The sequence below is a fragment of the Arthrobacter sp. JCM 19049 genome, from assembly GCF_001310435.1.
This window is the reverse complement of the sequence record NZ_BAXF01000843.1, coordinates 1-687: the sequence shown is the minus strand read 5'-3', so window position 1 is coordinate 687 and position 687 is coordinate 1. Positions and strand designations below refer to the sequence as shown.

Annotated in this window: 1 protein-coding gene; it reads left to right on the top strand. The window is 63.0% G+C overall.

Annotation, left to right across the window (positions count from 1 at the left end; all coding sequences use genetic code 11):
• The first annotated feature begins 190 nt into the window (after window positions 1-190).
• Complete coding sequence (locus JCM19049_RS16655; RefSeq protein ID WP_054822082.1) at window positions 191-670, top strand: inorganic diphosphatase; 480 nt, start codon at window positions 191-193, stop codon at window positions 668-670.
• The last annotated feature ends 17 nt before the right edge of the window (window positions 671-687 follow it).

Below are 687 nucleotides of genomic sequence, written 5' to 3'. Positions count from 1 at the left end.
AACGCGCGGGCGCTGAACATCGCCACGACCATCGCCAGGGCCGCCGCTGCTGCGGCGATCAGGGTCACCAGCCGTCGGGTGGACGCCTTCATGCGCGAATTTTTCCCTTCCCCGGTTTATCAACTCTGCGTCGTTGCCATATACGCTTGGAATCGGATATCCCTAAGACTAGTTTAGGAGCGTGCTTTTAATGGGCCACGACGTCACTATCGAGATCCCGACCGGATCGCGCGTCAAGTACGAGATCGACCACGAAACCCACCGCCTGCGCCTGGACCGCGTGCTGTTCACCTCGATGCAGTACCCGACCCATTACGGCTACTTCGATGACACCCTGGGCGAGGACGGCGATCCGCTGGATGCCATGGTCTTCATCCCCGGTGTGGACCTGCTGCCCGGCGTGGTGGTCGAGGCCCGCCCGATCGGCGTGTTCAACATGACCGATGATGGCGGCGGCGACGCGAAGCTGCTGTGCGTTCCGACCGACAAGCGCTTTGAGCACATCAAGGAGCTTGAGGACATCGACCAGTGGCTGATCAAGGAGATCGAGCACTTCTTCACCCGCTACAAGGACCTGGAGCCGGGCAAGTGGGTCAAGGCCGAGGGCTGGGAGGGCCGCGAGGCCGCCGAGGCGGAGCTGGAGCGCTCCATCGCCCGCTTCAAGGGCTAGGCCAAACGGTGCAGGGG